This is a genomic window from Sabulibacter ruber (genome assembly GCF_017355955.1).
Taxonomy (GTDB): Bacteria; Bacteroidota; Bacteroidia; order Cytophagales; family Hymenobacteraceae; genus Nibribacter; species Nibribacter ruber_A.
Genome location: NZ_JAFFID010000002.1, coordinates 995,245 through 1,018,959 on the forward strand (window position 1 = coordinate 995,245; position 23,715 = coordinate 1,018,959).

General features: G+C 54.3%; 10 protein-coding genes. 4 read left to right on the plus strand and 6 right to left on the minus strand.

Annotated elements, in window-relative coordinates; translation table 11 throughout:
• Positions 1–367: 367 nt before the first annotated feature.
• Positions 368–13,075: a DUF7948 domain-containing protein gene (locus JT719_RS15440; protein WP_207434213.1), complete on the plus strand. Its 12,708-nt coding sequence runs from the start codon at positions 368–370 to the stop codon at positions 13,073–13,075.
• A gap of 559 nt (positions 13,076–13,634) precedes the next feature.
• On the opposite strand, the gene JT719_RS15445 is transcribed toward JT719_RS15440, so the two are convergent.
• Positions 13,635–14,921, minus strand: coding sequence for a UDP-N-acetylmuramoyl-tripeptide--D-alanyl-D-alanine ligase (locus JT719_RS15445; RefSeq protein ID WP_207434214.1), 1,287 nt, complete (start codon positions 14,919–14,921; stop codon positions 13,635–13,637).
• Between the two features lie 37 nt (positions 14,922–14,958).
• Here JT719_RS15445 and JT719_RS15450 point away from each other — a divergent pair, with 37 nt between their 5' ends.
• Complete coding sequence (locus JT719_RS15450) at positions 14,959–17,193, plus strand: T9SS type A sorting domain-containing protein (protein WP_207434215.1); 2,235 nt, start codon at positions 14,959–14,961, stop codon at positions 17,191–17,193.
• 241 nt (positions 17,194–17,434) lie between these two features.
• On the opposite strand, the gene JT719_RS15455 is transcribed toward JT719_RS15450, so the two are convergent.
• Entirely contained in the window at positions 17,435–18,211 is a 777-nt protein-coding gene (locus JT719_RS15455; RefSeq protein WP_207434216.1) for an amidohydrolase, read from the minus strand.
• 132 nt (positions 18,212–18,343) lie between these two features.
• On the opposite strand from JT719_RS15455, the gene JT719_RS15460 reads away from it, so the two are divergent.
• Entirely contained in the window at positions 18,344–18,883 is a 540-nt protein-coding gene (locus JT719_RS15460) for a 5' nucleotidase, NT5C type (protein ID WP_207434217.1), read from the plus strand.
• 779 nt (positions 18,884–19,662) lie between these two features.
• Here the strand turns inward: JT719_RS15460 and JT719_RS15465 are convergent.
• From JT719_RS15465 to JT719_RS15475, 3 genes are all read right to left on the minus strand, one after another.
• On the minus strand, positions 19,663–20,811 hold the full coding sequence (locus JT719_RS15465) for a pyridoxal phosphate-dependent aminotransferase (RefSeq protein ID WP_207434218.1): 1,149 nt from the start codon (positions 20,809–20,811) through the stop codon (positions 19,663–19,665).
• A 51-nt stretch (positions 20,812–20,862) separates the two neighbouring features.
• On the minus strand, positions 20,863–21,441 hold the full coding sequence (locus tag JT719_RS15470; protein WP_207434219.1) for a uracil-DNA glycosylase family protein: 579 nt from the start codon (positions 21,439–21,441) through the stop codon (positions 20,863–20,865).
• Between the two features lie 379 nt (positions 21,442–21,820).
• A complete protein-coding gene (locus JT719_RS15475; protein WP_207434220.1) occupies positions 21,821–22,804 on the minus strand; it encodes a hypothetical protein in 984 nt (327 codons plus the stop codon).
• A gap of 208 nt (positions 22,805–23,012) precedes the next feature.
• On the opposite strand from JT719_RS15475, the gene JT719_RS15480 reads away from it, so the two are divergent.
• On the plus strand, positions 23,013–23,171 hold the full coding sequence (locus tag JT719_RS15480; protein WP_207434221.1) for a hypothetical protein: 159 nt from the start codon (positions 23,013–23,015) through the stop codon (positions 23,169–23,171).
• Positions 23,172–23,294: 123 nt separating this feature from the next.
• Here the strand turns inward: JT719_RS15480 and JT719_RS15485 are convergent, their stop codons facing one another.
• Positions 23,295–23,699 carry a response regulator gene (locus tag JT719_RS15485; protein WP_207434222.1) on the minus strand — a complete coding sequence of 135 codons (405 nt, stop codon included), beginning with the start codon at positions 23,697–23,699 and terminating at the stop codon, positions 23,295–23,297.
• Between the last annotated feature and the right edge of the window lie 16 nt (positions 23,700–23,715).

Below are 23,715 nucleotides of genomic sequence, written 5' to 3' on the forward strand. Positions count from 1 at the left end.
AGGGCAAAAACGGCAAGAAACGTAGTATAAAATTTACCAACCTCCCACAATACAGCTCTTCTTCCTTACAGAAATATCCTAAAGTTTTCCTGTTTTAAAATTATTTTAATTTTTTATAATACTTATAGGGGATTTCTTCTTTAGCCCTGTCTATCATCTCTAGACATGAGTGATGTTTTCCTTTAAGGAGATGAGAAAAGGGTGTACGGAGCGCGCTGATTTCTTTCTGGCTCCCCAAAGCGGCTGCTCTTTGGAGCGATAAGCCACTTTGCAAATGCCCGGTTGCCTCAACTCCTTAGCCTTGCATCATTCCTGCCTTTCTCAGTGCAACTACTTCCTATAACCTACCTTCAGCTAACCCTTGCCAATGAAGCGCTACTGTACCAGATTTTCTCTTGCGTTCTTTGTCTTTCTAGTAAATGTGCTGCACCTGCAAGCGGCACCAGTCAAGCCAGCCAAACCTGTTCACTTCATCCAGAACCGGGGGCAGATTCAGGCGGTAAATTCCAGTGCTCGGGTGGCGTTCACGGCTACGGTGCCCGGGGCTACGCTTTACTTCACGCCAGACAGGGTGGTGTATAACTTTCAGCAAAAAGAAAGTACCGGTAAAAGCAAAACCCAACAAGTGGTGATGCGGTTAGTGAATGCCAATCCGAAGACTAAGATCCTGAGCGAGCAGAAAGCGGGGGAGTTCTATAACTACTATTTGCCCCATTGCCCGCAAGGCATTACCGGGGTGCCCGCTTATCAGCAACTGGTGTACCAAGAGGTGTACCCTAACATAGACTTGGTCTTCCATGCCAATCCTGAGGGGGTGAAATATGACTTTGTGGTGCACCCGGGCGGTAACCCTGCCGATATCCAGATGCAATATGAAGGAGCCACCGACATCAGCATTGATGCCAAAGGGCACTTGCAGATCAAGCATCCGCTGGGAGGCATTCAGGAGGAGGCGCCTTATACCTACCAGAAAAAGGAAGGCAAAGAGGGAGCGGTTCACTCCAACTTCGTGCTTAAAAGCAAGAACAACATCGGTTTCAAGGTAGGGGAGTATGACACTCAAAAAGACTTGGTCATAGATCCCTTCGCTACCTATTACGGAGGCTCCCTGTTGGATGAAGCCACTGATGTAGCCACCGATGCAGCGGGCAACATCTACTTCACCGGTAAAACATACAGTGAGGATTTTCCTACCCAGATCATTGGCGGCGGTTACAACCAGACGCAGCATGGCGGCGCTTATGACGCGTTTTTGGTAAAATTCGATAAAAACGGAGTGCTGAAATGGGCCACCTATTTTGGCGGAGGCAGCAATGAGGAAGCCAATGGCCTGGCCGTTGATGCCAGCGGCAACGTGGTGGTCACCGGTTATACCTCCAGCACCAACCTGCCCAGATTAGCAGGCGGCGGATACGAACAAACCACGCTCAAAGGAAACCAGGATGCTTTCATCCTAAAAATGAATTCCAACGGGGTTCGGCTTTGGAGTACCTATTACGGCGGCGATGAAGAGGAAGAAGGAACCGATGTAGCCATTGACAACTCCGGGAACATCATTGTGGTGGGACGTACGTACAGCACCAATTTCCCGGTGCAGGCGGTTGCCGGAGGGTATAACCAAGCTACCCGGGGCGGCGGTTCCAGCCGATGGAGTGACGATGCGTTCATTCTGAAGTTCAGTGCCAGTGGTGTCCGGCAGTGGGCTACGTATTATGGCGGAGCCGAGGAAGAAATAGCCAAAGGGGTAGCCACCGACCAGAACGGAAACATTTGGGTAACGGGATCAGCCGAAGTCGGCATGCCGCTGCACACCTTAAACGGCGCCTATAACCAGACCTTTGCCACCGGTTCTTCCAACGGAACCGATGCTTTCCTTCTAAAATTCTCGCCGGGGGGCGTTCGGCAATGGGCAACCTATTACGGCGGCAGGGCCGATGATTCCGGGGAACGCATTGCCGTTGATGCGGCCAACAACGTGCTGGTGACCGGTACCACCTACGGCATGTCTTTCCCGCTGCAGAGTTTAACCGGCGCATACAACCAAAGCACCTTCGGGGGCGAGAGCGATGCCTTTATCCTGAAATTCACCAACGGGGGAGCCAGCACTTGGGCTACCTATTACGGTGGTCCAGACGAAGACCTGGGCAGCAGCATAACCGCCGATAAAAGCAATAACATCTTTGTGGTTGGTTCTACCAACGGAGTAGCATTTCCAACCCAGGCCATTGCCGGTGGGTTAAACCAATTGCAAGGTTCCGGGGATGATTATTCAGATGGGTACCTTTTGAAATTCAATGCCGCGGGGGCTCGCCAATGGGCTACGTATTACGGGGCAACCGGGGAAGAGATCCTAAAGGGCGTTGCAACAGATGCTGAAGGGAATGTGGTAGCGGTAGGTTCCTCGTTCAGTACAGACTTACCGGTGGTCACCAACCAAGGAGGCCATAGCCAGGGGGGAAGCCATACACAGCGGGTTGTGGTCCTGCAATTGACCGGGGCGGGCAGGCTGTCTACCGGGCAAACCGCCCAAACCATCACGTTTGACCAGATACAAGACCGGGAAAGCTACGAAACACTAACCCTGAATGCCAAAGCCAGTTCAGGGTTACCCGTTTCTTATTCCGTTTCTGGTCCTGCCCAGTTATTCAACGGCAATTTGGTTTTACTGAATGGGTTCGGGAAAGTAACCGTTACGGCCAACCAGAACGGGAACAGCGTGTATGCCCCGGCCCCGGCGGTGGAGCGAAGCTTCTGCGTAAAAATTGTGATGCCGGAAGACATTGACGTGGAGGGGAATAACTGCGTGGGAACCCAAACGTACTCGGCCGGTGAAGTGGAAGGAGCCATCTACAAATGGACGGTTTCTTCCGGCGGAACCATCCTGAGCTCTACCAAGGATGAAGTGACCGTACAATGGGCCAGAACCGGCAAGCACACCCTCACCCTTACCATCTCCAGTGACTGCCAGCCAACCGGAATCACCAAGACGTATGAAGTAGACGTTATTACCAGCCCCAAGCCCGGAGCCATTGCCAACCTGGTACCAGCGCAGAATGCGGCTAATTTGTCTTTGCCGCTCACCTTCTCCTGGGGCGCTTCAAGCAATGCCACTAGTTATGACCTGTACATCTGGCCGGCAAGTCTGGCGAATGCGCCTTCTACCCCTTTTAAAGATGATCTGGAGGGTACCACGGTATCCATCACTTCTGGTTTGACCAATGGCGTAGCCTATAAGTGGAAAGTGGTAGCCAAGTCTGAGTGCCAGTCCACGGAAAGTGCGGTACAAACGTTTACCCTGGGCTGTACTCCTCCGGCGCAACCCGCTGCTATTTCCGGTAAAACCGAGGTTTGTGCCGGAATGGAAATTTACTCCGTCGCCTCAATCAATGGAGTCACTTACAACTGGACTCTGTCAGGCGGGGGAGAGGTGCAAGCCGTGGAAAACCTGGCGATGATCACCTGGAAAACGCCGGGTACCTATACCCTTACCGTCACCCCGGTAGGCTGCGGCATTGCAGGTACCCCGCGCTCCATTCAGGTTACCGTGAAGCAGATGGCGGCACCGGGTCAGGTAAGCAATATGAAGCCGGTTACTGGCAGCGGGAATCTTTCGCTTCCGCTTAGCTTGTCCTGGTCTGCCGCCGCCAATTCTACGCTGTATGACGTGTATGTGTGGCGCGAAGGTACTACCCGTCCTTTCTCGCCGGTGAAAGCAGACTTACAGGCCCTCTCTGCCTCCCTCACCGATGATGATGTCAACATCATCAATGGGGTTACCTATAACTGGCAGGTGGTAGCCAAAAATACGTGCCACCAGACCGATGGGCCCATCCAGACGTTCATCATCAACTGCGTTGCACCTCTGCAGCCAAGCGTCATTTCCGGAAAAACGACCGTCTGCCTGGAGCAGCAGCAATACCGTGTAGAACGGGTAGAAGGAGTGACCTATACCTGGTCCGCGTCAGAGGCCGGAATCATCTCGGGCAGCGGCAACGCCGTTCAGGTGACCTGGACCAAACCCGGAACGCATACCTTGACCGTGACCCCATCGGTGGGCTGTGGCCAGAGCGGGCCTGCCCGTACATTGCAGGTGACGGTACAGAACGTACAGCTACCTACTGCCATTACCAACATGCAGCCGGCCTCCGGAAGCACCAATCTTTCTTTACCGCTGAATCTCATCTGGGCGGCCTCAACCAATGCCACGCAGTATGATGTCTACGTCTGGAAAGACGGCACCACAAGACCAAGCGCACCACTGGCAGATAACCTTACTACTACCTCATATTCCCTCACCACCGGGTTGAACTATGGCGAGGTTTATAAATGGCAGGTAATAGCCAGGAACAGCTGCTTCCAGGTGGAAAGCGTAGCCCAGACCTTCACCCTCAAGTGCGTTACCCCAGGTCAGCCTTCGGCGATTACAGGCGTGGCCAATGTTTGTCTGGGTGTTCAGCAGACCTACAGTGTGATTCAGGTAAGCGGAATCAGCTATACCTGGTCTACCAACGGGGCCGGTACTGTGTCCGGAACCGGAAACATGGTGCAGGTTACCTGGAACAAGGCCGGTACCCATACCTTGACCGTAACGCCTTCGGTGGGTTGTGGACAGGCAGGTCCGGCGCGGACCATACAGGTAACGGTGCAAGATCCGCCTGTTCCGGGAGTAGTTTCCAATATGAAGCCGGTAAACGGAACTACCAATTTGCTGGTACCTTTTGATCTTTCCTGGACCGCTGCTCAGAATGCCACTTCCTATGACGTATACCTGTGGCCCGATGATGGAAAGCCCCGGCCAGCGTTCCCTACCTATGATAATGTAACCGCTACTACGGTACGGGTGACCAGTAGCATTCAGTACGGGGTGCAGTACAAGTGGCAGGTGGTGGCCAAGAATGCCTGCAAGGAGAAAGAAGGACCCGTTCAAACTTTGAAACCGTCCTGCCTGCCTCCCTATAAGCCAGAAGCCATTACAGGGGTAGTGAACGTTTGTCCGGGTATTTGGAAATACCAGGTTAAAAACAGCAACGGCGCCACGCACAGGTGGCAAATTTCAGGAGGTGGCACCAAGACCGAAGACAACCAGGAGGTGACCATCAACTGGACTGCTTTGGGTACCTACACCATTACGGTTACACCGGTTTCGGCTTGCGGAGCCGCAGGAGAGCCCCAGACCCTTACCGTGGTGGTAGGCAACCCGGTTACTCCGGCGGCAGTCACCAGCATGAAGCCGGCAAATGACATGAAAAACGTGCTTCCCTCGGCAAGTCTCTCCTGGGCGGCGGCGGCCAACGCCACTTCCTATGATGTTTATATCTGGCCAGCGTCAGAAGCTACCCGTCCAAACCATCCGTTTGTAGCTAATGTAGAGGAACCTGGGTATACCATTCCGCCAGCGCGGCATCTTGATTCAGACGTGGCGTACAAATGGCAGGTAGTGTCTCGCAACAACTGTAAGCAGACCGAAGGACCTGTTCAGACGTTCCATACCAGACCTCTGCCAGATTTGGAGGTATTGAACAAGTCTGTACAGGCAACGGCTACCAGCGGTGGCACCATTCCGGTGAGTTGGGATGTGAAGAACACCGGAAAAGCCGGAACAGGCAGTGCCCAGTGGGTAGACAGAGTGTACCTGTCCAGCGACCTGGATCTGCGCGCCGATGAAGACGAGTTGCTGGGCACCTTCCCACAGATGACGTATCTGCAGCCTGGCCAATCGTACCGGCAGGTGCAGGAAGTGAAATTACCTTCCACGCCGGGTACCTATTACCTCTTTATCATCACAGATAATGAGCACGCCAACTGTAGAGGAGACCTCACCGGTGATAAATGCTCTCTTGACCGGCTGATTGGGGCGCATAACCTCCACGAGGCCAATGAACAGAACAACTACGCATACCAGCTCATCAACATCCAGACCGGGCCAACGGCAGACTTAGAGATGATTTCTGTGGGGGTACAATCAGAAGTATTCAACGGAAGCACTATTGACGTTTCTTATAAGGTTTTCAACAGGGGCGAAGCCAGTGCCCTGGGTAAGAAAACGTATGCCAGTGGAGTAATTCCTCAGACGCAAGTGCTTGGGGGAAGAGGCGCCCGCTTGGGAGCCACCGCCCATTGCTATGATCATTACTGGCAAGACGGCATCTACCTGTCTACGGACAAGAATTTCTCCCCTGAGACAGACATCTACCTGGGTGCCTCGTTTGTGAGCCTGAAAAGCACCACTCAGAAAAACGCCTGCGGTGATTTTGCTGGCATTCCGCTGCCCACTAAAAAGGACTATACCCTGGTTACCCCGGTCACCTTGCCGGTAGATAAGTTAGGGAAATACTACGTGTTTGTGGTAGCCGCCGATAAAGACGGAGTAGATGAAGGGGCGCGCCTGAGCAACAACGTGATGGCCAGCGGGGAAATCAACATCAAACTGACGCCTCCACCCAACCTGGAGGTAAGTGCGCTCACCGTTCAGAACACCGGGGTTGCCGGAAAAGAGGCTACTTTCTCCTGGACAGTGAAAAACAGCGGAGCCTCCGCGCCAAGGGCTACAGAAAATGTGTGGCATGATCACCTGTACATTTCCAAGGAAAGCACCTTTGACAAGGCTACCAGCATCAGCCTGGGCAAATTCTACCATACCGCCGGTCCTGATTTCGTGGGCAACAAGGGTTCCTACACCGAGACCAAGAGCATCCGCTTGCCAGACGGAATCTCCGGTACGTATTATGCCTACCTGATCACCGACGAGGACAACAAGGTGTTTGAGCACACTTTTACCTCAGATAACCAGAAACGAAGCGATAAACAGATCAACATCTCCGTGGGAAGTTACGCCGATCTGGAAGTGCTCAACATTGATATGCCAGATGAGGTAACTGCCGGGCTTGAGTTCAAAATCAAGTACCAGGTGAAGAACAACGGTACCGGTAAACCAGCCGGGGTGTACCAGGACCAGACCTCTTATTCCAGCACCACCACCTGGGATCCTACCAAAAGCCTGAAGACCCAGAACTATGACGGGCAGCCAGAGCCAAAACAGACGCAGAACAGAGAAATGATCGTAAGAGCCCCTTATGCCATAGGCGATGCCTACTTCTTTGTGCAGACAGATTTCTCGGGCAAGGTTTACGAGAATAATGAGGAAAACAACCTGAAAACGTACGGCAAGAAAGTGACGGTGAAATATGCACCTCTGGAACCAGACCTGAAGGTGACAGACTTTACCGTGCCGCCGGTGGCCCAGGCCGGAACCACCATCAAACTGGATTGGAAAGTGTCTAACATAGGAAGCGGTAGCCCCGAGGTTTCTACCTGGTCAGATGCCGTGTACCTTTCCAAAGACCGGACTCTGGACGCCGGAGATAAGGTTCTCTTCTCTAAATACTTCCGCAGCGGTGGCCTGAACCCGCGCCTTTCTTACGACGCTACGTATTCCACCGAAGTGCCGAAAGGCCTGTCCGGAACCTACTACCTGATTGTACTCACGGACCCTGACAAACTGGTGACCAATGATCCAGACCGCAAGAACAACCTGGAAATTAAAGAAATCATCTTATCAACAGCTCCGCCGGCAGACCTGGTAGTGACTAAGATCGAGGCTCCGGCCGAAGCCTACGCGGGCCAGTACCTGAAGGTGAAGTTCACCGTCAAGAACCAGGGCCAGGGAGTAGCTTCCAGCAAGTACCCAGATCTGGCCTACTGGCGCGATGCCGTATGGTTGGGATTAGATCCGGCTTTGGCTTCCAAGGCTACGAGCCAGACGCTGGGCAGCAACCAGAAAACAGACCCGTTGGCGAAAGGCGATTCTTATACAGACAGCATTGAGGTGCAGATTCCAACGTACCTCAACGGCGAGTATTACCTCTTTGTGCGCGCCGATAACCAGGACATGGTGTTTGAGCATGACAAGGAAGAGAATAACCTCTCAGTGGCCATTCCGGTGAAGATCACCACCGCACCTCCGGCTGACCTGATCGTGGAGAAAGTGAACCTCACGCCAAGCGTTTACCTGGGCGAAAATCTGCAGGCGGCCTATACCGTGAAAAACGTGGGCACCGTGCCGGCCGTGGGCAACCTGCGGAATAGCGCCTTCCTCTCCGCTGATGGTAACTTGAACCCGGCCTCTGATGTGCTGCTCAACTATGGAGAAACCCGCATCAACCTGGAGCCTGGCAAGTCGTTCTCCGGAACGTTGATGGCGCCGGTACCCGGTTTGCTGCCTGCCAACTACCAGGGAATCCTGCTCACCAACTCCAGCAACGCTGTTGCTGAGAATAACCTGAATAACAACCAGAAAACAGGAGACGCGCCGGTCAACGTGAAAATCAAGACGCTTTTCCTGAATGTGCCGGAAATCGCGCCGCTGAAGCTGAATGACCAGTTGTTCTACCAGGTAGCCGTTACCGCTGACCAAGATCTGTTATTGACCCTGAACAGCGACCAGGAGTATGGCCTGAACGAGGTGTACGTAGCCTACAACCGCATTCCAACGGCCGCCAACTTTGACTTCAAGTATTCAGACCTCAACCGACCTAACCAGAAGGTACTCATTCCGCAGACCAAAGCCGGCAACTACTATGTGCTGGTAAGGGCCTCTTCAGGGTTCAGCGGAAGCCAGAACGTTACCTTGCTGGCCAAGTCACTGCCTTTCTCCATCATGGGCATCACGCCTAACCGCATGGGGCAGGGCAAGGTGACCGGTACGCTGCAAGGAGCCGGGTTCCGCCAGGGCATTCAGGTTACCTTGAAAGGTGCTAATGGTGCTACGGCAGCAACCGCTCAGGTAGTGAAAATGGTGAGCAGCATGGAACTGCAACTGCGCTGGAACCTGACCAACACACCAAAAGGGATTTATGATGTGGTGGCCACCAATCCTAACAACCAGCAACAGGTGCTGGCCAAAGGAGTGACCGTGGAAGAGATCAAGCCGTACACGGTAGACTACATTCCGCAGGCGCCCAATGTGCTGCGTAAGGGCAAAGGCGGCTTGTACACCTTCTCGTTCCGCAACACGTCTAACGTAGACATTCCGGTGCTGCACGGCAATTTCACCATGCTGGATGATGCCGAGGTATCGGTGGAGAAAGTAGAAGGAAAATTCCTGACCGGCTCTGACTGGCCGTTGGCCCCGGGCGTACCCAATTCAGATTACACCATTGTGGGCGGCTCAAAACAGGTTCCGTTTATCGCCCGGAATGTGGCTCCCGGCGAAAAACTGACCATCGCAGTGAATGTTGGGCTGAAGGATTTCAAACTGAACCGCTTCCCGCTCACCGTGCAGTTGATGGCGTATCCGCAGGAGTATTTCATGACTAACCTCATTGAGCAGATTGAAATCACCAGACGGGCCATCCTGGTCAATCCGGAGCTGTTGAATGCACACAAAATTGATGGGCTGGTTAACCTGGCAGGCAACCAGCGGAAATTCGCTGACCAAGCCATTGCTCCTCTGTTCGCCAACGGGTTCCTGGCCACCGCCGATACGACCGGCTTTGATTTTACCTGTCCAACCTGCGGTAGCGTACCTGCGAACAACCAACCCGATGAAGCAGAAGAGCAGAACCCAGAGGTAGTAGCGTTTGACTATGACCCAGGGGCGAGCCCGGGATCCATCATCATGCCTACGGCCACCTTTGCGCCGGGGCAGGATTACCTGTGGGAGATCAACAAGTACAATGGCTCTGCGGGGGCAGATCCAGGCTGGGATCTGATCAAGATCAATGGTCGTTTGAACATCACGGCTACGGCCCAGAACCCGTTTGTGATCAGGGTTTCCTCGCTGGATTATGACAATTACCCAAGCTACCTGGCAGGCTGGTACCCGGCTGTGGATAAGTGCTGGCCCATTGCCGTAGCCGAAGGCGGAATCACCGGCTTCGCCGAAAACAAATTCGCGATTGACACTTCGCGCTTTGTGGCCCACAACTATACCTACAAAGGCAAGTTCTCGCTGCGGGTGACCGGCAACACGTTATACCTGTGTTTTACCGCTTATGTGCCTAAACCAAGCGAACAAGGCGTGCCGGGTGCCCCCGGCGGATGGGGCGAAGCCGGAAGCCCCGGCGGGCAAGGTGGTGCTGGCACGGGAACTGTTGGACCGGGCGCAGGTGGCCCCGGGGGAGCCGGTGGACCAAACGGCGGTGCGGGTGGACCAGGCGGTAAAGGCGGACCGGCAGGTCCAACGGGCCCTGGTGGGCCAGGCGGTCCTGGTGGACCCGGTGGTCCGGGTGGTGGCCAGGGCGGCGGTGGAGGTGAAGGTGGTCCAGGCCCGCAAGGCCCGGGTCCGGAAGGTCCAACCGGTCCTACAGGTCCGGTGGGTCCAGAGCAACCAGGCCCGCCTCCGGGAACCCCTCCGGGTACGCCTCCGCACAGAAGACCAACTTCCAGACCAAAAGGACCGGGTTCTTACCGGTACAGCAAATCGTACATTCCTGACTGGCCTCAGCAGCCGCAGCAACCAGAAGATGACGTGGAACCGCCCACCGATCCGAAGAAGTGTGACGAGACGCTCTTCTCAGCCGATGACTGTAAGAAAAGCCTGGACTACTTAAACCAGGTGGTCAAAGTGCGTACGGGTGCCAGTGATCCTTACTCAGCGGCAGTGGGCATGGTTTCTACTTCCATTTCTGATTGTAGAATAAGTGCTGCGGTGGGTATTGCGGGCGATGGACTCAATAGCTTGATTGCCTCCGTCTCTACGGGTGGGCCAAACCCAATTGTGCTGGGCGTAAGCACCGGCCTGAATGTGGTGAAATTTGGCCTTTCCTGGGTAAACTGTGCAGAAACGGATCCTTGGAAAAAGCAGATGATCCAGTACATCATTGACGGAATCAGCTGTCTCAATGGTTCTTCGGGCATAGAGGTGGCCATTAACATCGCAACCTGTGCCGGTAAAGCCCTTTGCACGGATATTGTGGCTTCCTGTGACCCGAACGAGATCATAGGACCGGTAGGCTTCGGGCCGAACCGCATGGTGGCGGCTACCATGCCGATGAGCTACAAAGTAACCTATGAGAATGACTCAACCCTGGCCTCGGCACCGGCGCAACGCGTACGGGTGAAGGTACCGCTGGATGCTGATTTGAATCCGCTGAGCTTTAGACTGGGTTCCTTTGGGTTCGGGCCGTTCACTTTCAACGTGCCGGCAGATGTCGCCAGTTACCAGACTACCTTGGCGCTGGCCGATACCTTGGGCTACAACGTGGAAGTAACCGCCGGGGTAGACGTACTGGAGAACGAAGCCTTCTGGATGTTGCAAACCATTGACCCAGCTACCGGTTTACCACCCGCAGATCCGTTGAAAGGCTTCCTGCCGAAGAACAACGCCAGCGGGGCCGGAGAAGGCTTTGTGACCTACACCGTGCTGCCGAAGAGCGCCGCTGCCACCGGAGACACTATCCACGCCAGAGGCTCCATTGTCTTCGATACAAATGACCCGATTATCACCAACCGGGCCCAAAACATCCTGGATGCGAAAGCGCCGGAATCTAAGGTAGCGGATCTGCCAGCCATTGTGGAAGCCTCTACGGCGGTAGCGGTTACCATCCAGGACGAGGCCAAAGGCAGCGGGGTGCAGTCTTATGACCTGTACGTGTCTGAAAACGGCGGTGCCTTCACCTTGTTGAAAGAGAAACTGGCGCCAACCGCGGCCTATGCGTTCACGGGTCAGCCGGGCAAAACCTACTGCTTCTTCTCCATAGGCAGAGACAACGTGGGCAACCTGGAAGCCATGAAATTTACCGGCGAGGCTTGTCTGCTGGTGAAAGGCAATGACAATACCCGCAAAGTGGCCGTGCTGCAACCGAACGGCGGCGAGCTGTACTGCCCAGGTTCACCGGTTAAGGTAACGTGGGGAAGTCAGGGCGTGCAGAACGTGAATGTTTTCTACTCAACCAACGGCGGACAATCGTTCCAGAGCATCGCCACAAACCAAGCGGCTACGGGTTCTGTTAACTGGACGGTTCCTGCCACGTTGGCCGCCTCTGACAACGTGGTGATTAAGGTGGAAGACGCCGCTAACACCAATGTGAAAGACGTGAGCGATAAGCCTTTCTCCGTGGGCATCACCACGCCGGTGAATGCCGGGGCAGACCAAACTATTTGCCAGAACCAGGCGGCATTTGCCCTCAGTGGTTTTAGCCCCGAAGGCGGAAAATGGGCCGGAAACGGCGTAAGCGCCACCGGAACATTTGACCCGGCCACCGCCGGCGTAGGAACCCATACGCTCACCTACACGGTGCAAGTGAACGGCTGTACTGCCACTGCTACGAAGAAAGTGACCGTGACAGCGGCCTCGGCGGTGACCTTAGCGGCCATTGCCCCGGTTGCAGAATCTGCGGCCCCGTTTGCCTTAACCGGTGGTTCACCGGCCGGAGGTACCTACACCGGGATGGGCGTTGTGAACGGAACCTTCAATCCTGCCCTGGTAGAAACCGGAACCTTCACCATCACCTACACCGTGAACGGAGACTGCGGTGCCTCGGCCTCCAGAACCATTGCGGTGAACCCAGTGATTCAGGCACCCACCACGCTTGCCGCAGAGGGCATCACTTCTACTCAGATCGCTTTAACCTGGGCAGATAATACCACCTCTGAAACAGGCGTAGTAGTGGAGCGGGCCAACGCGCAGAACGGACCATTTACGGTAGTGGCTACCTTGCCGGCCAACACCACCGCCTACACCGACAATGGCCTGGTAGCGAAAACCACGTACTACTACCGCGTGAAAGCCATCAACGCCACCAACGCGCAGTCTGAGTACAGTGCCGTGGCCAACGCTACTACCAAGAACAGCATCACCGGCTCGCCGTACGGTCTGGGCAACGCCTTCGTGAAACTGTATCCTAACCCAACCCGCGACAAGGCGCAGGTAGAATACACCTCAAGCAAAGGCTCGCAGAAAGTGACCATCATTCTCTACAACGCGGTGGGTACGCCTATCCTGGAGAAAGAAGTGAAGGTGCAGAATGGCTCGTTCAAAGTTGAGCTGGATCTGAGCGACCTGGCCAGCGGTGCTTACTTCATGAGGCTGATTGACAAAGACCAGATTTTCTACAACACAGTGGTGAGACAATAAAAAGCTTGCCCATCAACAAAAAGGGAGACCATGTGTATGGTCTCCCTTTTTGTTGGCAGATAGAAGTGGCTACCGTTTGCGGGTGTTTTCAGAAAAACAGGCTGAAATCGTTTGTGAGAACTCCTGCAGTGCCGGCGAGTTCAACCCTCACAGGTCTTGAAGACCTGTGAGGGTTTTTGTTCCTGTTGTCTGGGCGATTTGGGAAACGCCGTTTGCGGAAGACACTCGTAGGAGCTGCGCACACTACGAGGTCTTTGGAGCCTACCTGTTCCCGCAACTGAGGTCTATTTTGGCAATGTGCTGGCGCGAGTCTCCAGACTCGTGCCGCTGGATGAATGGAGTCTCCAGACTCCCGAGTTCCGGCTGGTGGTTTATTGCGAGTCTGGAGACTCGCTTTATCCCAGGTCACGAGTCTGAAGTCTCGCGCCAGCTTTTCTATCATTTAGACTCAGGACTCAGAATTCAGAACTCAATAAGACCCCGTAGTGTGCGCAGCTCCTACGAGTGTCTTCGACAGTAGCGTTTCAGGCCTGTTTTCCTAAAAACAACCCAAAAGCCACTACAGCAAATTCACCACCGTCTCCAGGCCAATCCCGCGGGAGCCTTTGATGAGCACGTGGCTGTTGCGCACGGGATGATCGGTGAGCCATTGTTCCAGGGCGCTTTTCTCGGCGAAGTAGCGGAAGTCGGGGTTCACCTCGGCGGCGTAGCGCATTTCCTTGCCGCAGAGAAACACCTGCGCGAAGTTCAGTCCATTCAGTTGCTCGCCTAAGGCGCGGTGCTCGGCTTCGCTTTCCTGGCCCAGTTCCAACATGTCGCCCAAGATGACCACCTTTGATTCACCGGCCATCTGCGCGAAGTTGGAAACCGATAAGCCCATAGAGCTTGGGTTGGCGTTGTAAGCATCCAGCAGCACGGTGTTAGTATCTTTCTGTACAATCTGGGAGCGATTGTTGGTGGGCACGTACCCGGCAATGGCGGCGTTGATTGCCTCGTGCGGCACGCCAAAAAACTGCCCGATACACGCAGCAGCGGCCATGTTCTCAAAGTTGTAGGAACCCATCAGGTGGGTATGCACTTCCTCTCCGTTGGCGGCGCGGTAAATCACCTGTGGGGCGGCCTGAAGCAGTTCGGCGGTATAATCATCTTCGGGTTGGTAATAGGTGACTTTCTTGGCTATTCTGCGTACCATGCGCATGAGGTGTTCGTTAGAAGTATTCACAAACACAGTTCCATCGGCTTTGTCCAGGTGCAGGTAGAGTTCGCTTTTGGTGCGGGCCACACCCTCCAGGCTCCCGAAGCCCTCTAGGTGCGCCTTGCCAATGTTGGTGATAATGCCGTGGGTAGGCAGCGCATAAGAGCAAAGCTCCGCGATGTCGCCGGGGTGGTTGGCACCCATCTCAATGATGGCCAGCTCGTGCTCCGGCTGAATGCTGAGCAAGGTGAGCGGCACACCGATGTGGTTGTTGAGGTTCCCTTTGGTGCAGAGCACGTTGTATTTCTGGCTCAGGACCGCATTAATGAGTTCTTTAGTAGTGGTTTTACCGTTACTTCCGGTAATGCCAATAAACGGGATGTTCAATTGCAACCGGTGGTGCAGCGCCAAAGCCTGTAAGGCCTTGAGAGAGTCTTCCACCTGGATGATGTTAGGACCCGTGATAGTTGGGTCTTGCACAACGGCATAGCGGGCGCCTTTGTCCAGGGCCATTTGGGCAAACTGGCTGCCTTTGAAGTTAGGCCCGTCTAAGGCAAAAAAAAGGGTGTTGTCTTGTTCGGCCCGCGAATCAGTGCTTACTTTCCGGCACTCCAGATATTTCTGATACAGGTGCTCTATTAGCTCCGCCATAGGATAGATTGCTTTGTCAAGTCAAGGATACGAATAAATGAATCGAGCATTAAAGGTACTAGCGTTTTTTTTAAGTTGGATAGGTGCGCTGGGGCAAACCGTCCTGGCCCAGGCACCTATCAGACTACAAGAGGTGACCGGACCCGAGCTACGGAACCAGGCCGGACAAGCGCTACTCCTGCCGTGGGCGGGTGGGTTCAATAGCCCGCAGTTCTCGGCCATTGACCTGAACCGCGATGGGCAGCAGGATTTATTTGTATTTGACCGAAGCTCGCAACAGGTAACCACTTTTCTGGCGGTGCAGACCAATGGGGTATGGTCTTACCAGCACGCACCGCAGTACGAAAACGCCTTTCCATCCGGCCTGCGTTTCTTTGCCGTTCTCCGCGATTTCAACTGTGACGGGGCTCCAGACCTGTTCACGGCTTCTAACCTGGGCTTGGTGGTGTACACCAATACGTCTTCGGCCAGTATAGGGCTCCAGTTTGACCTTACCCACCCGGTGGTGTATTTCAATTCAGGGGCCAACCTGTTGGTGGGTTCTGAGGACATGCCCGCCATTGTAGACATGGACGGCGACGGCGACCTGGACATTCTTACCTGGGAGTGGACGCACGGCACCGTACTGGAGTACTACCGGAACGAGCGGGTAGAGCAGGGGCTAGGCTGCAATTCGCTTACGTTTACCCGTGTCTCTACCTGGTGGGGGCAGGTGACCCGCTGCGTAGGTTCCTGCAACAACTACAGTTTTGGACAAACGTGCCCGTCAACGGAGCACATTGGCGGTTCCAGCGTATTGCCCCTGGATTTGAATGACGATGGCGTGCTGGACCTGGTGACCGGCCATGACGATTGCCCCGATCTGGTGAGCCTTTACAACACGGGTACCAACCTGCAGCCTAAAATTACCAGTGCCGCTTACAACCTTCCGCCCGATATCACCGGCCAGCAGTTCAGTGTTTTCCCGGCGGCCTATTACCTGGATGTGACTTTTGATGGCCTCCCCGATCTGGTGGTGGCGCCTAACATGACTTCCAACTCGCACCAGAACGTGAACCTGAAAAATTCGGTGTGGGTGTATGCCAACAGCGGTACCGCCGCCAAGCCCCGGTTCAACAGTCCTAAACAGCCGTTCCTGCAAGACCAGATGGTAGACGTGGGCGAAGGAGCTGCGCCCGCGTTGGCAGACCTCACCGGCAACGGAACCCTGGATCTGCTGGTAGGCAACACGGCGGTTCTGGAGAATGGCCGCTATACTGCCTCCCTCACGATGTACGAGAACAAAGGCATCGCCCGCCAGGCTGCTTTTGAAGCAGTTGCCATAGATTACCTTAGCTTTTCGGCGCAGAACCTCACTTCCCTCAAGCCCCAGTTGGTAGATTTGAATGCCGATGGGAAAACAGATTTGGCCTGGAGCGCTTACCGGCAGTCGGCAAATACCGTGGAATTCAGGTACATTCTGAACGAAGCCCCGGTGGGTCAGCCCGCCCAGTACACCATGGCGAATGCCGTGACCGTGCCCGGCATTCTGCTGTTCAGGGGTGATACGCCGTACTGGTACGATGTGGACCGTGACGGGAAGATGGACGTGCTGATTGGCCGCGCCTCCGGCGGATTAACCTACTACCGAAACTCGGGTACCCTTGCCACCCCTACCTGGACCTTGGTCTCTGAAGCGCTTGGCGGAATTACCGCCGATCCGGAGCGTAACCGCTTGCAGGTCACCGTCACCGATCTGAACCGCGACGGCCAACCCGATCTGCTTGCCACCGATAACTCCGGTCAACTGCGGGTGTTCCCTGCTTTTCAGGCGCATCTCACCGGCTCATTCCCCGCAGAGGAAAGCGTGCTCTGGATACCGTTCAAGCAGCAATACGGAAAAGCCAAGTTCGGGCCAGGGCTGGTGATCGCAACGGGAAATCTGGACCAAGAGGAAAATCAGTTGCCCGAGCTCATCTTAGGAACCCACGCCGGCGGCCTTCGTTTCCTGAAAGCCATCTCTGAACCGCTAAGCGTGGAGAGCCTGCAAGAAGAGCTAGTCGCCATCAAACTCTTCCCCAACCCCGCAGATAGAGCGGTGCAACTCATCACGCCCAAAAACGCCACCTACCAACTACACAACGCCGCCGGAGCTCTGGTTTCTAAAGGAAAGACATTGGCCGTCCAAGCCTATTACATCTCCACCGCAGCCTTACCGGCAGGTCTTTACTTCCTGCGGGTACATTTGGTAGATGGCCGCGCCGTGACGCATAAGTTGGTGGTGAGGCACTAATGGGTATTTCCTGTTTTTAGCTTGATTTCAGGAAAAGGACTTTTGAATAGAAATGTTATCTCTCTCATTTGTCATCCTGAAACGATCTTGTGGCAAGCAGTAATAGCGTTTAGAAGCACAGTCACAGTTCGCTACCAAGGTCCTTTCAGGATGACACAAAGGAAGACATTCCTTCATCTTATCATTCACTCAATCTCTCATTCACACATTCACACATTCACTCAATCTCTCATTCACTCAATCACACGTGGATCGTGAACGCATCAGCGTCAATGTCCCAGGGGAGTTTCTGGCGGGTTTCCTCCAGGTGCTGGCGCGATAAGGTGAGGGTGGTCAAGGCTTCTTCGTGTTCATGGTGGGTCAGTTCCTCGCCCAGTAGGTTGTAAGCGGCCGAGTCGCCGGAGTAGGCGTGACCTTTGGCATCGGTGCCTACGCGGTTCACGCCAATGCAGTAGGACAGGTTCTCAATGGCACGGGCCCGCAGCAGCGTTCTCCAAGCCAGGCGGCGGCGGTCTGGCCAACTGGCGATGTAGATGAGCACATCATACGCAATGGGCGTGTTGCGCGACCAAACCGGGAAACGCAGGTCATAGCACACCAGCGGACATATCTTCCAGCCTTTTAAGTCTACGATCAGTTTCTCAGTGCCGGGAGAATAGGCCTCGCACTCACCCGCCATCCGGAAGAGGTGGCGTTTGTCATAGTGCGCATGGGTGCCATCGGGGCGCATCCAGACCACGCGGTTGTAGTAGTTTCCGTTTTCGGTGATGATCAGGCTGCCCATGACCACGGCGTTCCGCTCCTGGGCCATCTGCCGCATCCAAGCCACCGATTCGCCGGTCATTTCCTCGGCCAACGCGGGCGCGTCCATGCTGAAACCAGTGGTGAACATCTCGGGCAGGATGATCAGATCCGTTTCAGGGAGTTGTTGTATTTTGTCCTGGAACCTGGCTCTGTTGGCGGCGGCATCGTGCCACACCAGGTCTAACTGAAGAAGGGAAACACGCAGATCAGACATCTGTTTCATTAGAAATTAAGAAGTGGAAGTTAGAAATTGAGGCGGTTGTCCTTGATTTTTCTGGGACAGGAGAACTTCTCCATTTCAAACACGATAAAAGTACTCACTTCTGTTTACACCAAACAATCCCCCATGGAGATACAAAAGAAAAAGATTGCCATTGACATGGACGAGGTCATGGCCGACCCCATCGAGAAATTCATCAGACTATACAACCGCGACTGTGCCTTGGAACTGACCTTAGAAGCGTTGCACGGAAAAGACATCCACGAGGTAGTGCCGCCTGAGCATTCCAGCAAAACCTGGGAGTATATCAATGCCGAGGGCTTCTTCCGCGACCTTAACGTAATTCCAGATGCCCAAGAGGTCATTCAGGCGCTGTGCGAGAAATATGATGTCTTTATTGTTAGCGCGGGCATGGAGTTCCGGAACTCGCTTATTGACAAGTTTGACTGGCTGCAGGACCATTTCCCGTTCATCAGCTGGCGCAACTACGTGCTGTGCGGCGACAAAAGCATCATTGGTGCCGATATCATGATTGATGACCGTCCGCGCAACCTGCGCACTTTCACCGGGGAACGGAAGATGCTGTTCACCTCGCCGCATAACGTGAACATTCATGAGTTTGAGCGGGTGAGTACGTGGAGGGAAGTAGCGGAGAAGTTATTGTAACGTTATGTCGTTTCAGGGCTGGTTTCAGGAAATCAGCCCTGAAACGGGTTCATGGTTCAAGTCTGTGACTTGGACCTACCATGGTCTGAAGTTTGCAAATCAGTGAGGCGCTAGCCGCAAATTCACTCTTGCTCTTTTATAGCGCGGAAGTTACTTCCGTGGCTTTCTTTTTTATTGCTGCTTTGCCAGCCATTCGCCGTTGTTGGTGTTCTCACCAACGACCCAATCTGCTCCTCAAGCCGCTACTCCCTACTTCCTGTCTTCTAACTTTCGGGTTGCAGCTGCGCTCTGCGGGCGTTTGTCACTTTTCTCCTTGATGAGAAAAGTAACCAAAAGAATCAAGAAGCCTCAAACTCGCTGACGCTCAAACAGTGAGGCTTCATTTCGGTACCACCTGGTAAACGCTATTTGTTGCATAGGAAGCGTGGGTCACTGCCACTGGGAAAGCCTCTGCTTGCCCCCAAGCCCCGGTTGGGTTACGCAGGCGCCCAACCGGGGCTTGGGGGCATTCTGCTTCTTGCTGTTGGTGCCGCTGCAATGCCTTCATCGTCCTGCGGACGGCCATAATTGATTTCTACCGTTGAATTCTGCCGTTGTTGGTGTTTTCATCAACAACCTGAACAACGCTCCTCAAACGCTAAGTCCCCCTTTGAAGGGGGTAGGGGGATGATTACACCTGCCAGTCCTCCTTATTTCTATGGCGCGGAAGTCACGGAAGTAACTTCCGCGCCATAGAGGCGGCACCCCAATGGGATGGCCCTAAAGCTCAGAACTCAGGACTACAGTTGGCACAGCCTTTCTGCCGCAGCCTTCAAAGTCTCTTCTTTCTTCGCGAAGCAGAAGCGGATGACGCCATTGTCCAGGCCGTTGTGGTAGAACACGGATACGGGGATCACGGCCACACCGGCTTCTTTGGTGAGCCATTGTGAGAATTCTACGTCTGATAAATCAGAGATTTGGGGGTAGCGGGCGAGTTGGAAATACGTGCCGGCGCTGGGCAGTAGCTCAAACTTGGAGGGCTGCAACAGGGAGGTGAACAGGTCACGTTTCTGCTGGTAGAACTGGGGCAGCGTTAGGTAATGCTCCTGGTTATCTAAATAAGCAGCGATGGCGTGTTGGAGCGGTGTGGCGGTGCTGAAGGTGAGGTACTGGTGCACTTTCCGGAACTCGGTGGTGAGCAGGGCGGGGGCAATGCAGTAGCCTACTTTCCAGCCGGTGGTGTGGTACGTTTTCCCGAAGGAAGAAACTACGAAGGACCGCTCTGCCAAAGCGGGTACCGTAAGTACGCTCTGGTGCGGCTGCCCGTCAAAAACCATGTGCTCGTACACCTCGTCGCTGAGGATAAGGAATGGGTACTTTTGCGTGAGTTGCGTGAGCGCCTCCAGGTCTTCTTTTTGCCATACGGCGCCGCTGGGGTTGTGCGGCGAGTTGATGATGAGCAGGCGCGTTTTCTGGGTGAGCTTTTCTTCTACCTGCTGCCAGTCTACGCTAAAATCCGGGAAGCGCAGGGGCACAAACACCGGTACGCCGCCGCTTAACTCAATGGCCGGCACATAGGAGTCATAGCAGGGCTCCAGCACCAGTACCTCATCGCCGGGCTGCACCACGGCGGCAATGGCAGCAAACAGCGCCTCGGTAGCGCCGGAGGTGACGGTGACCTCGGTGTCTGGGTTGGGTAGGTGGCCGTACAGCAGTTGCGTTTTCTGGCTAATTTTCTGGCGGAGCAACGGTAACCCGGGGCTGGGCGCGTATTGGTTGAAGCCAGCCCGTATGGCCTCCGTCACCAAGTCCACCAACTCCGGCGGACAATCAAAATCTGGGAAACCCTGTGACAAGTTAATGGCCCCGTGCTGCTGGGCCAGTTGGCTCATGGTAGAGAAAATGGTGGTACCTACGTTGGGTAGCTTGCTCTGCAAAGAAATGCTCATGCGCTTTCGGCCTGTTTTTGTGAAAATAGGCAAAAAACAGATTAGGCCAACCTAGCCATGCAGCGTGGCCTGCACAATCTCTTGTAGCGTGGGCACTACTTCCATCTCAAACCACGGGTGGCGCTTAAACCAGGCAATGTTCCGCGGCGAGGGATGAGGCAGAGGCAGGTACTTGGGCAAGTAATCACGCCAGGCTTCTACGGTTTCGGTGAGGGTGGCTTTGGCGACGCTTCCCAGAAAAGCCTTTTGGGCGTAGGTGCCTATGAGCAGGGTTAATTTGATGTTGGGCAGCAAGGGCAGTAACTGCGGATGCCAGTGCTGGAAACACTCAGGGCGGGGTGGTAAGTCGCCGGAGCGGGCGGTGCCCGGATAGCAGAACGCGGTGGGCACAATGGCTACGTTCTGCTCATCGTAAAATTCCTGGGGTGAGAGGCCCAGCCATTGGCGCAGGCGTTTCCCGCTTTGGTCGTTCCAGGGGATGCCGGTGGCGTGAACTTTGGTGCCCGGGGCCTGGCCCACAATCATGAGTTTGGCCGAGGCCGCCGCCCGCAGTACCGGACGCGGGCCGTGCGGTAAATGGGCGGCGCATAGCTGGCAGGCTCTTATCTGGGGCAGCAGTTCTTCTAGCATGAAAGGGTAAAGCAGGGTTTTGGGGCAAATTTCGGGAAGATAACGCCAAAACGCTTGAGGATATTTTCTGCCTTTTCTTTCCCCCCTGAACAGTAGACCAAAGGCTTGGGTTGTGTGCAGCAATTCCGCATGGCAACTCAGGGGTGCCAGAAGCGAACGAGGGTAACGTAAGGAAAGTAGTTACGCAAAAAAGAAGTCGATGCCTGATGGCACCGACTTCCCGGCACTGTTATGAAGTTGTTTCTAGGTGTCCAGTAAACCATCGGTAGATACCTCGTCTTCCGGAAAAGCTCTCAGAAGCAAGATGGAGATAGCTACGCTGGTCACGGCAAGGGTAATCATGAGGGCTTTCATCTTGACCAGAATGAAAGGCTACTGATTAATAGTACCGTGGGTTATTGTCGCGGTTGTAAGGGAAAGAATCGTCTCCGCTGTCGGTTTCGTCTGACCAGCGCGGACCTCTTTCATAGCCGCGGTCATCGCGGGAGCGGTACTCATGGTTGTTCCGGCGGTTGTCCTGATCGTTCCAGCGGTGATCACGATCGTTGTCATGCTGGTTGCCTGACCGGTTGAACATGTTCTGTACGCCGTGTTTGATGTCATGCCAGGCTTCGCGTAAGCCTTCGCCCATGTCGCCAATCACATCGCCACGGTCGCGGTCTGCACGGCGGCCATCGTTACCGGTGTAGCGGTGCTCGTCATACCAGGTGTGGTTTCCGCTGCCGTAGCGGTAGTCATCGTCTTTGTAGCGGCTGCGTGAGCCCGGATATTCATTGTACGGGTTAGAGTCTGGGCGAGGCAGTTCATCGCGTACGCCGCGGGGCTCCATGTAGGCACCACGGTAGTAGTTCTCGTTGGAGTCATCGCGGCGGCGCTGCTCATTGACTCTGTTGTCTGAATGGATGCGGTCGTGGCCGTGTCCGTAGGAGTCCTGACGGGCCGAGTAATTACCGCGTCCGTCGCCGTACGGAGACCGGTTCTGGTTCTGGTTATTGTGGTTCCCGAAGGCCGGTCTGTCCTGGTGCTGGTTAGAGGAGCGGGTGCTGTTGCCCCGGCCATCGCCGTAGTTCAGGCTGTTGGGGTTGCGGTACACGCTGTGCTCGCGCTCGCCGTAGTGTTTGCCTAAGCTGCCGCCCAGATCTGCATTGGAGTTGCGCTGGTGCGAATCTTCTGGGAAGTGGCTCCGGTTTTGGTTGCTATACCCAGTATGGAAATTGTTGCCGTTGCTCCATTGGTTGTCATGCGAGCGTTGGGTAGGTTGGTTGCGTTGTTGGTCTCTTTGGTACAATTCACGACCAACGCGGTGGTTTTCAATCTCGTCATTCTGTTCCGGAGATTGCCAGTTTCTTTGATTATCCTGCATGGTAGTAATTTTAAGATTCTAAGAACAATGCCCCTGTTTGCGAGGCGGATAGGTATATGTACGGTAGGCTTGCCAGAGGGTTAAGTTGGGCTATGCCGGGTTGGCGGTTTTTGCCTTATTTCTGTAAATGCAGGCTATAAACAGACTTTTTCAGAACCTTTGAGGCAAAAAACAGTAAGAGCAGGTGACAACTTTTTTAGCTCCATTTATGAAAAGATATTTACCTCTGCTGGGTGTTTTCTTGTTGTTTTTTCTGGTGATGTCTGGGTTTGCCTACGGGGAGCCCCGCAAAGAATCAAATGTTTCTAAAACGGCTTTTGTGCAGCAGGTAGCACACGTGGCTTCTGAAACCAACATGCACCCATAACGAGGGGCTGAGGGCTGCGTAAGCTTTCAGAAATGCCTCTTACACCAACAAACCAAACAAAAAAGCAGAAGGGCGGCCCGTTCAGTACGGGCCGCCCTTCTGCTTTTCTTAAGCGTTATCTTGTTATTGGAAGTAGTCTTGCAGGATTTCGCGCACATGGGCTTCTTCCAGGGGTTTGGAGATATGCTGCTGTACGGCGTTGTATTTCTTCAGCTTTTCAAGGTCATAGAAGCTGGCCGAAGACGTAAGCATCATGACCACAATGCATTTCTGGGCAGACTCGGGTAGTTGGTGGTACTGGTCCAGGAACTCAAATCCATCCATCACCGGCATTTTAATGTCCAGGAACATCAGGTCTGGGAGGGGCTGGTTGTTGTCAATGGCGTTGGTCAAATACCTGAGCGCTTCTTCTCCGTTGGTGACCACTTCAATCTGGTCAGTAATGTTCATACGGGTGAGAAGCCGTTTGTTCAGGTAGTTGGTGGTTTCGTCATCGTCTACCAGCAAAATCAAGTTCAACCTTTTCATAGGACAAATATAGAAA

What these genes read in the sequence shown, in the direction of transcription:
- JT719_RS15485 (WP_207434222.1), bottom strand. Translation starts at nt 23,699, where the DNA reads ATGAAAAGGTTGAACTTGATTTTGCTGGTAGACGATGACGAAACCACC.
- JT719_RS15455 (WP_207434216.1), bottom strand. Translation starts at nt 18,211, where the DNA reads ATGTCTGATCTGCGTGTTTCCCTTCTTCAGTTAGACCTGGTGTGGCAC.
- JT719_RS15445 (WP_207434214.1), bottom strand. Translation starts at nt 14,921, where the DNA reads ATGGCGGAGCTAATAGAGCACCTGTATCAGAAATATCTGGAGTGCCGG.
- JT719_RS15480 (WP_207434221.1), top strand. Translation starts at nt 23,013, where the DNA reads ATGAAAAGATATTTACCTCTGCTGGGTGTTTTCTTGTTGTTTTTTCTG.
- JT719_RS15465 (WP_207434218.1), bottom strand. Translation starts at nt 20,811, where the DNA reads ATGAGCATTTCTTTGCAGAGCAAGCTACCCAACGTAGGTACCACCATT.
- JT719_RS15460 (WP_207434217.1), top strand. Translation starts at nt 18,344, where the DNA reads ATGGAGATACAAAAGAAAAAGATTGCCATTGACATGGACGAGGTCATG.
- JT719_RS15440 (WP_207434213.1), top strand. Translation starts at nt 368, where the DNA reads ATGAAGCGCTACTGTACCAGATTTTCTCTTGCGTTCTTTGTCTTTCTA.
- JT719_RS15470 (WP_207434219.1), bottom strand. Translation starts at nt 21,441, where the DNA reads ATGCTAGAAGAACTGCTGCCCCAGATAAGAGCCTGCCAGCTATGCGCC.
- JT719_RS15450 (WP_207434215.1), top strand. Translation starts at nt 14,959, where the DNA reads ATGAATCGAGCATTAAAGGTACTAGCGTTTTTTTTAAGTTGGATAGGT.
- JT719_RS15475 (WP_207434220.1), bottom strand. Translation starts at nt 22,804, where the DNA reads ATGCAGGATAATCAAAGAAACTGGCAATCTCCGGAACAGAATGACGAG.